Annotated in this window: 12 protein-coding genes and 2 pseudogenes; 11 read left to right on the top strand and 3 right to left on the bottom strand. The window is 34.9% G+C overall.

Going from position 1 to position 8,787, the window contains the following annotated elements; genetic code table 11:
• Nucleotides 1-177: 177 nt before the first annotated feature.
• Nucleotides 178-378: a hypothetical protein gene (locus HT723_RS11140; RefSeq protein ID WP_001084631.1), complete on the bottom strand. Its 201-nt coding sequence runs from the start codon at nt 376-378 to the stop codon at nt 178-180.
• Between the two features lie 177 nt (nt 379-555).
• Here HT723_RS11140 and rpsP point away from each other — a divergent pair, with 177 nt between their 5' ends.
• From rpsP to HT723_RS11110, 6 genes are all read left to right on the top strand, one after another.
• Complete coding sequence (rpsP, locus tag HT723_RS11135) at nt 556-828, top strand: 30S ribosomal protein S16 (RefSeq protein ID WP_000268760.1); 273 nt, start codon at nt 556-558, stop codon at nt 826-828.
• A 19-nt stretch (nt 829-847) separates the two neighbouring features.
• Nucleotides 848-1,087 carry an RNA-binding protein KphA gene (gene kphA / locus HT723_RS11130; RefSeq protein WP_000379621.1) on the top strand — a complete coding sequence of 80 codons (240 nt, stop codon included), beginning with the start codon at nt 848-850 and terminating at the stop codon, nt 1,085-1,087.
• A gap of 444 nt (nt 1,088-1,531) precedes the next feature.
• Nucleotides 1,532-2,320, top strand: a complete 789-nt coding sequence (locus HT723_RS11125) for an alpha/beta hydrolase (protein WP_138705627.1) — start codon at nt 1,532-1,534, stop codon at nt 2,318-2,320.
• Nucleotides 2,321-2,350: 30 nt separating this feature from the next.
• The gene (rimM, locus tag HT723_RS11120) at nt 2,351-2,869 is read left to right on the top strand and encodes a ribosome maturation factor RimM (RefSeq protein ID WP_001105909.1); all 519 of its coding nucleotides are present in this window, start codon (nt 2,351-2,353) and stop codon (nt 2,867-2,869) included.
• Nucleotides 2,859-3,578 (top strand): tRNA (guanosine(37)-N1)-methyltransferase TrmD, encoded by a 720-nt coding sequence (gene trmD / locus HT723_RS11115; protein WP_023940500.1) that lies wholly within the window; start codon nt 2,859-2,861, stop codon nt 3,576-3,578. The genes rimM and trmD overlap by 11 nt, the downstream gene beginning before the upstream one ends.
• 11 nt (nt 3,579-3,589) lie before the next feature.
• Nucleotides 3,590-3,928, top strand: a complete 339-nt coding sequence (locus HT723_RS11110; protein ID WP_001196049.1) for an ATP cone domain-containing protein — start codon at nt 3,590-3,592, stop codon at nt 3,926-3,928.
• Between the two features lie 29 nt (nt 3,929-3,957).
• Here HT723_RS11110 and HT723_RS11105 read toward each other — a convergent pair whose 3' ends face one another.
• A complete protein-coding gene (locus HT723_RS11105; RefSeq protein ID WP_049513506.1) occupies nt 3,958-4,278 on the bottom strand; it encodes a hypothetical protein in 321 nt (106 codons plus the stop codon).
• A gap of 99 nt (nt 4,279-4,377) precedes the next feature.
• Here HT723_RS11105 and HT723_RS11100 point away from each other — a divergent pair, with 99 nt between their 5' ends.
• On the top strand, nt 4,378-4,593 hold the full coding sequence (locus HT723_RS11100) for a YdbC family protein (RefSeq protein WP_000807422.1): 216 nt from the start codon (nt 4,378-4,380) through the stop codon (nt 4,591-4,593).
• A 53-nt stretch (nt 4,594-4,646) separates the two neighbouring features.
• Here the strand turns inward: HT723_RS11100 and HT723_RS11095 are convergent, their stop codons facing one another.
• Nucleotides 4,647-5,183 (bottom strand): biotin transporter BioY, encoded by a 537-nt coding sequence (locus HT723_RS11095; RefSeq protein WP_023933578.1) that lies wholly within the window; start codon nt 5,181-5,183, stop codon nt 4,647-4,649.
• Nucleotides 5,184-5,609: 426 nt separating this feature from the next.
• Here HT723_RS11095 and HT723_RS11980 point away from each other — a divergent pair.
• The 4 genes and pseudogenes from HT723_RS11980 to HT723_RS11750 all read left to right on the top strand — a co-directional run.
• Nucleotides 5,610-5,949 (top strand): annotated as a pseudogene (locus HT723_RS11980) (hypothetical protein).
• 65 nt (nt 5,950-6,014) lie between these two features.
• Nucleotides 6,015-7,997 carry an ABC transporter permease gene (locus HT723_RS11090; protein ID WP_172935204.1) on the top strand — a complete coding sequence of 661 codons (1,983 nt, stop codon included), beginning with the start codon at nt 6,015-6,017 and terminating at the stop codon, nt 7,995-7,997.
• Complete coding sequence (locus tag HT723_RS11085; RefSeq protein ID WP_023935831.1) at nt 7,994-8,617, top strand: ATP-binding cassette domain-containing protein; 624 nt, start codon at nt 7,994-7,996, stop codon at nt 8,615-8,617. Before HT723_RS11090 ends, HT723_RS11085 begins: the two co-directional genes overlap by 4 nt.
• Nucleotides 8,614-8,787 (top strand): annotated as a pseudogene (locus tag HT723_RS11750) (tRNA (guanine-N1)-methyltransferase); the annotation flags it as partial. The gene HT723_RS11085 and the pseudogene HT723_RS11750, both read left to right, overlap by 4 nt.

The following is an 8,787-nucleotide window of genomic DNA, read 5'->3' as shown; positions in this document are numbered from 1 at the left end:
AGATTTTCAAAGAGTATTATGGTTCACACCATGGGGTGTTTTTTGATGATTTTAAGCAAAATTCATACCATTTAATTGAAAGTTATTTAAATTAGATGAAAATTTGTTTTCTGAAAAAGTGGGAAAACATTGATTTTAAGCGAATTTTGAATCATATTCGAATGGGAGTTTTTAAAATCATGTTTCGGTGGTAAAAGTTCCAAACTGTATTCTCCATAGTAGAATGATATCACCTGCCAGCGAATCATCTGCCAATAAGTCCATATTTCGTTTGGGAACGGGCTTAGGATTTAGGAGCCAAGCATCCAAATCACGTTCAGGAGAGATGAAGGGTTTGACTTGGTGTTCTTTATAAAATATTTCTAAAATACTATTCACGGATAGCCTCTTTCAAACATTTATTTCCTACTTCTAACAAATTTCTAAATGGTTTAAAAATTTTATAGTCTGTCAAGTTTTTTTCTTGACACCTGTTAGAAATCTGCTATAATAGAACATGTGCTAAATAGCTCAGCTATTTCACCGAAATAAAAAATAAGAAAAGAGACTTTAAAAATGGCAGTTAAAATCCGTTTGACTCGTATGGGTTCTAAGAAAAAACCTTTCTACCGTATCAACGTAGCAGATTCACGTTCACCACGTGACGGACGTTTCATCGAAACAGTTGGAACTTACAATCCACTTGTTGCTGAAAACCAAGTAACTTTGAAAGAAGACCGCGTTCTTGCATGGTTGGCTGATGGAGCTCAACCTTCAGATACAGTTCGCAACATCCTTTCAAAAGAAGGCGTATTGAAAAAATTCCACGATTCTAAATTCTCAAAATAAGTTTAAAGTAGGTTGATAGATGGATACGATTGAAAATCTCATTATTGCGATTGTGAAACCCTTGATTTCACAACCAGATGCCTTAACTATCAAGATTGAAGATACACCAGAGTTTTTGGAATATCATTTGAATCTTGATCAAAGCGATGTGGGTCGTGTAATCGGTCGTAAGGGTCGCACTATTTCTGCGATAAGAACGATTGTCTACTCTGTCCCAACTGAATACAAAAAAGTAAGAATCGTTATTGACGAAAAATAAGAAGGGCGGGACGGATGTCTCGCTTTTTTGTGTGGAGAAGTGTAAAATATCCTCATCAGGATTTGGAAAGTTTTTTAGAGGGTAAATTCCCAAACTAACTTCTAGTTTCCCACAACCTAGCTTTTAGTATTAGAAAAACGCGTGAAATCAGTGGGAATCCGTCTGAGACTAACTTCCACTGATTTTCTTTTTCTTGATATATAAGGGTTCAAAAGCGAAAAGACTCAGAAAAAAGTGCACGACAAATAGCCCTAAAACAAAGTCGTCTTAGAGTAACTTCCAGTTTTGGGAGAGATGGAAGTTACTTTGAGAAGTTACGAGGATTTTTAGAGGGATACTATCTATAGTGTCTTTTTTCTCCAACTTGAGAAAATCTTTGGAACGTGATAAAATAAAGGATAAGGATTTTTAATAATTCATTATATAGAATGAGTGGATTTCTTTATGAAGAGGTTTGAAGTATCTACAGAAATTGGTAGTCTCTCTGTTACTTATCAAAATCAAAAGAAAGTGCTAGTTTGTCTAAACGGAGCAGGTTTGCTACCAAGTTATGAAAATTTTTCACTTATACTTGAAAAACTTCCCCCTACAATTGGTTATTTGACAATTGATTTTCCTAACACAGGTAGGAGTCCGATTCATGACCAAGCTGGAAAAAATCTAGATAATCTTGCAGATGCGGTTTATGAAGTACTTGAAGTATTAGGGATTTCTGAATATATACTTTGTGTACATAGTTTGAGTGGAATTTTAGTTTGTAAATTGCTCAAGAAACCAATTAAGTGTCAGGCTTTAGTAGCAATTGAACCGACAACTAAAAAAGTCATGTTTGCTGATTTTTCAGAAAATCCTTATCCAGAAATGGAAGAGCAGATGAGGCTGATTGACGAGTGTGGTCCTGAACTTTATTTGAAGAATTTAACTCAAGCAACATTTAGTCCTGAAACGAATAAAGAAATCTGGGAAATAATGCAAGAAAAAGGCTTAGAGTTGGAAAAGCAAAATCCAGAATTTCAGATATCTGGAGAGATTACTGAGAAAGATTTTGAGGATGTATCTATAGAAGCTCATATTCCTGTATTTATTTTTTGTCAGCCTTATAGAGAAAAAGAGTACAGAGAATCAGAATATTGGACTTCCAATACTAAACTCATTTTAGGAGGGAATCACCATTATTTACAATGGTCCGAAGCGGAAAAAATTGCAACTATTATTCGAGAATTGTCAGAATAAGATGGAAAGAAGGAGACTACAGGAGACAAGATGAACTACTTTAATGTTGGGAAAATCGTCAATACGCAGGGGTTGCAGGGTGAGATGCGAGTATTGTCTGTGACGGATTTTGCAGAAGAACGGTTTAAAAAAGGATCTGAGCTGGCCTTGTTTGATGAAAAAGATCAGTTTGTCCAAACAGTGGTTATCGCTAGTCACCGTAAACAGAAGAACTTTGACATTATTAAATTCAAAGATATGTACCATATCAACGCTATCGAAAAGTATAAGGGATACAGTCTCAAGGTTGCTGAGGAAGATTTGAATGACCTAGACGATGGTGAATTCTACTATCACGAGATTATCGGTTTGGAAGTCTATGAGGGTGATAACTTGATTGGAACCATCAAGGAAATCCTGCAACCAGGTGCTAACGATGTCTGGGTGGTCAAGCGAAAAGGCAAACGTGACTTGCTCTTGCCTTATATTCCACCAGTGGTTCTCAATGTTGATATTCCGAATAACCGTGTCGATGTGGAAATTTTAGAAGGGTTAGATGATGAAGATTGATATTTTAACCCTCTTTCCAGAGATGTTTTCTCCACTGGAGCACTCAATCGTTGGAAAGGCTCGAGAAAAAGGGCTCTTGGATATCCAGTATCATAATTTTCGAGAAAATGCTGAAAAGGCCCGTCATGTAGATGATGAGCCCTACGGAGGCGGTCAGGGCATGTTGCTCCGAGCCCAACCCATTTTCGATGCCTTTGATGCTATTGAAAAGAAAAATCCGCGCGTTATTCTCCTCGATCCTGCTGGAAAGCAGTTTGATCAGGCTTATGCTGAAGATTTGGCTCAAGAGGAAGAGCTAATCTTTATCTGTGGGCACTATGAGGGTTATGATGAGCGCATTAAGACCTTGGTAACAGATGAGATTTCCCTAGGCGACTATGTCCTCACTGGTGGAGAATTGGCAGCTATGACCATGATTGATGCTACAGTTCGCCTGATTCCAGAAGTGATTGGCAAGGAGTCTAGCCACCAAGATGATAGTTTTTCTTCAGGTCTTTTAGAATATCCTCAGTACACACGTCCCTATGATTATCGAGGCATGGTCGTGCCAGATGTATTGATGAGTGGCCACCATGAAAAGATTCGTCAGTGGCGATTGTACGAGAGTTTAAAGAAAACCTACGAGCGCAGACCAGATTTACTTGAACATTATCAACTGACAGTAGAAGAAGAAAAAATGCTGGCAGAAATCAAAGAAAACAAAGAATAAAGGAGAAACCTATGCAAGTAATCAAACGTAATGGCGAAATTGCTGAATTTAATCCAGATAAGATTTACCAAGCCATCTTGAAGGCAGCCCAAACTGTTTATGTTTTGACAGATGATTTGCGTCAAAATCTTGCTCAAGTCACTAAGAAGGTAGTTTTGGATTTACAAGAAGCCAAGGTGGAACGTGCGACTATCAGTATGATTCAATCTATGGTTGAACATCGTTTATTGGGCGCAGGTTACATTACCATTGCAGAACACTACATTTCCTATCGTTTACAACGTGACTTGGAAAGAAGTGGTTATGGAGATCATATCGCAGTTCATTTACATTTTGAACAAATTCGCTAAGAAAAAGAGTGGGATGAAGCAACTACATCTCACTCTTTCTTAAATCTATTTTTTTGGGCTGTTTGGACAGTTGAGGGGACAAATCGCAGGCGTTGAATATCGCTTATACGGATAATCCGGCTCACATTTTTGGCAAAATTTTTCACGATAATTTGCTGTCCTTGCTGATCGTATTTGATGATGTCACCTGTAAAGCTTGTCTCAGACAAGATAAGGTGAACAGCAGTTTGTTTCTGGATAGCCTCTTCAATAGTGGCTGTAAGGGAGTTGCTTTCAGTCTGGTCAGGTTGGTCATGTCCATTTAAAAAGTCATGTATTTTACCTAGAACTTGCTGGAATTTATGTCTCATATTGGCCTCCCTTCTTTTATATCAATATTATATAAAATTTTCCTAAAATCTACAAGATTTTACGAATAATCAGATGAAAGTTAAAAAAAGGAGAAGAAAATGGCAGAATTTACATTTGAAATCGAAGAGCACTTGTTGACTCTTTCTGAAAACGAAAAGGGTTGGACCAAGGAAATCAACCGTGTGAGCTTTAATGGTGCCCCTGCAAAGTTTGATATTCGTGCTTGGAGTCCAGACCATACGAAGATGGGCAAAGGAATTACTCTTTCCAATGAAGAATTTCAAACAATGGTGGATGCTTTTAAAGGAAACTAAGTTTTCAAAATAAAAGAAAAGGATACTGAGTTATGACAACTCGATATCCTTTTTTAGTTAGCAAAGTAAGCCTGATTTTTAAGGCGTTGAAGTAGAGGACGACTAATCAAACTAATAGCTAGAAGTTTACCAAGGTCTGGAATGATAAAGGGAATGACCCCCACAACAAGAGCTTTTTCAAATGCCATTCCAGCTAGAAAATGCAAGCTGAGAATCCCTCCGACAAAGACAAGGGCATCACCCAAGAGATTTGCAAGAAAAATATTGACAATTCCGCTCTTGCTGTTGGTTAGAGAGGAAGTAAGTCCAGAGTAAACGAGATAAAACCAAAGATAGCCTGCAGTAGGGCCAACTAAAGCCTGAAAACCAGCTCCACCTCCTGCAAACACAGGAAGACCGATAGCACCTAGAAGAAGATAGAGTCCAACAGAAAGTACAGCCTCTCTCGGTCTAAAGACAGTAGCAATCAAGCCGATTGCAAAGTTTTGCAGAGTGAAGGGAACAGGTCCAACTGGAAGACTGATTTGTGCCAAAACAGCAATGAGAGCAGCCCCAATAGCAGGGATAGCATAAATGTGAGCTTTTTTCAAAATAGTTAACCTCTTTTCTGATGTATAGTAACTATTATACTCATAGAGGAATCATTGTCAACCAATTTTTTAAAACAAGGTAACAAAAACTGTAACGGCCGATTTTGCTTATTGGTTAAGTTGGATAATTTTTTTGTTGATTCGAAAATTGTCTGTATAGATAATCCTATTTTATTAATAAAAAATATACTAGTAAATATTTGACAAATTAAAAAATAAGTGTTATATTAAAAATGTAAACGGATGCATTTAGATGTGTTCAATTTTAAAAGGAGGGGTAGTTACGAGATATTTTAACGACTCTAGATACCATAACGGTGATTAAAAACCTAAATATAATCAATTCATATTAAAGTAATATGGAGGGACTAAAAAGGGGACTATTACTTAGTCTTCATCAAATATTTTAATCCAAGGAGAAGTAAAATTAAAAAAAGAATTAATAAGAAAGCATCTGTTTTTCTAGCTGCAAGTGTTTTCAGTTTTAGCTTTGCTACTGCAGCTAGTGTTGTTAGTGCAACTACAGCACACCCTGCTCCAAGTCCCATTATTGATGTATGGCAGTATGGTGTAGATAATAGCTATGGTTATTCAAATTACTTTGTTAGTTCTCCAGATAATATTGGTTCAAAATTTTCAGTAACGAATTATTGGGGAACCGTTAAAGCTTACGATAAAAAAAGATTATGGATGGGCATATTCAAGTGCAACAAAATCTTGGAACGATGTTCGCTTAAATGCATATTGGGATTATTATAGATTTTAAAAATAATTTATGAAAACAGGAGACCCAATTATAAAATAGGGTCTTTTGTAATATGGTAATTGCTTATGAAATTAAAATTATGTATCATTGGATTCTTCTTTTGTTTGATTGCTACAATTGGTCTGGTCACTATTAGTGATACCGAAATCCCCATACCTTTACCAATTGATGGTGCTTTCTCTATTCAAGGGAAAAGTAATCTTTCTAATAACGAAATATATGAAATGGTTCGTGACTTATCAAAAACGGAAAAGGTTACCATTTACAAGCCAATCGTTCAGAGTTCGGGTCAGTTGAAGTATGTAAATTTTGATGATGTAAATAATGAACAATTAAAGTCAGCACCAATAATAGGGATGTATTATACCCTTGGGAAAATGGATGTAGATAGTTTGAAACCACTTACGATGACGGGGCTGCAAACAGTCTATATGGCTTATCCTTGGTATATAGGAGGAATATTACAATTCACTGGAACTTTAAGAATACTGTTAATGGGTTCAATTTATTTAACTTTATTAGTTGTTTTATTTGTTGTTAGGACGAGGCAGATCAAAGAAGGAGTGATACGACGTTCTTTGGGCTTGCCTATATACGACTTAAGAAGAGAGTATGGCATTTCTCTTATTTTTGAACTGATTATGATGGCTTTATTGATGATTTCTTACAGTTCTTTTTTGGGTAATGGTTTCTTCACCTATAGTTCTAAGTTATTTTTCTCTCTGCTTTTAACGAATTTTATACTATTTCAAATCATTGATCTTATTACTTTTGTTTTATTTTGGTTGACGATTCAGATTGAAAAGCCCATTGAAATTATTAAAAACAAGGCAAAAAACAAGCTTATTTTTGTCGTATGGCTTGCTATTATTTCGATTATCATCCTTGTCTCAGGAGTTTTTTTACAAGAAACAAAGAGTAGTCAATCTAGTATTAACATACAGATACAGAATTTAGTACCATGGGATACAGTAAAAGACTGGAGAAGGATTGAGTTCCTTGGAATTGAAAGTAACTCTACTAAAAATAGAGAAGTTAATGATTCAGATGGTCAGTATCTACAGATAGTTGCTGCCTTAAAAAACTTAGATTTCTTATATATAGAACGGTCTTCAGCATATGTTCCAGATTTCATGAAAACTTCACATGTTATAGAAAATTTTTCTAAACAATTAGAAAATGACGGGATAACGAATCCAGAAATAAATAAAGAGTTAATTTATATCAACCAAACAGGTGCTAACCTACAAAATAAAGTGAATGGAACAAACTATCATCTTTTAGATAATAAGATAGCAACCATCTATATTCCTGAGAAGTGGAAAGAAAACCAGAAATCTATTGAGAATACAGTTGTAGCAGAACAATTTATTGGAACAAACTATACAAGAGAACAGCTGGCAGTACAAATAATTCCTGATGGGGAAAAAATTTTTTATTTTAATGAGGATGCTGATACTAATCTTAAAATGAAAGATATTTTACCGCTGGCAAATGTAGCAGATAGCAAAGATAACATTGTTGTTGTGTTAGATACAGACAAAATGATGGAAAATAATAAGTTTACTTTGGCTAGTAATATAACTAATAAGTCTCTTTTTAGTCCTGAAGCGGTAAAAAAAATAAATGAGATGACTGTCCCGTTGAATTTCTCAATGAATCCAGTAGATGTTTACCAAATTGTGAAATTAAAGATTCAATCCTTAGAGCATCAAATTTTACTTTCACAAATCTTGCAGAAGATAATTTACAGTATTGTCTTTATACTTATTTATCAATATGTCCAACTTTTTATTACTCTAAAACAGAATGAATATGTGAAAAAAATCACTTTGGGTCTGTCAAAAACATATATAGCAATTTCAAGTCTCAAATATTTTATGATGACTATTACAATGGTTATTCTATTTACATTTCTTGTGACAGGGCAAATAGAGTTGCTATATATTGGAGCGGCTTCTCTGCTAGTTTTGATGTTGTCAATCATAATGAGTTTTAGAAAATTATCTGAAAGCTATACTAAAATTTTAAAAGGAGATGAATCATGACAATTGATCTTTTGAACGTTTCAAAAAGTTTCGGCTCAAAGAAGATCTTTACAGACTTAAATTTAATATTTGAATCTGGAAAAAGCTATGCATTGATTGGAGGTTCTGGCTCCGGCAAAAGTACCCTTCTTAATATTATAGGAAGATTAGAAAAAATTGACAGTGGGAATGTTTTAGTTGATAAACAAGATATTTGGAAGATAAAAGAAAGAACTTTTTTTAAAAATACTGTTGGATATGTATTTCAGAATTATTCTTTAATAGATAACAAAACAGTATATGATAATCTGAGCCTTATCACTAAAGACAAAAAAACAATAACTGACGTACTTGAAAAAGTAGGACTGTCAAGTGACTATTTACATCAAAAAATATATGAATTGTCTGGAGGGCAGGCTCAACGTGTAGCTATTGCCAGAATGTTAATGAAACCACGTAAAATTATCTTAGCAGATGAACCTACAGGAGCTTTAGATGGTGAGATTGGAAAAGAAATTATTCGTTTACTATTGAATGAAACAACTGAAGATAAATATGTCATTATAGCGACACATGATCCAGCTGTCTATAACGAAGTTGATGTGATAATTGACATGAAAGATATAGGGTATAAGGTATGAAAAAGAAAATTTATATTGCTTTGATCTTTGTAACTGGGGTACTCGCCATTTTCTTTTTTGGAAAACAAATGATTACAAAAGAAAATATCAATAAGCCAACGGTAGAGTTAACAATCTATACGCTTTCTTCTAGTGATACAGAAAAATGGAATAATACTCAATCATTTTCA

Source organism: Streptococcus sp. 2106 (assembly GCF_013277315.1).
GTDB lineage: Bacteria > Bacillota > Bacilli > Lactobacillales > Streptococcaceae > Streptococcus > Streptococcus pseudopneumoniae.
This window is presented reverse-complemented; position numbering and strand designations above follow the sequence as displayed.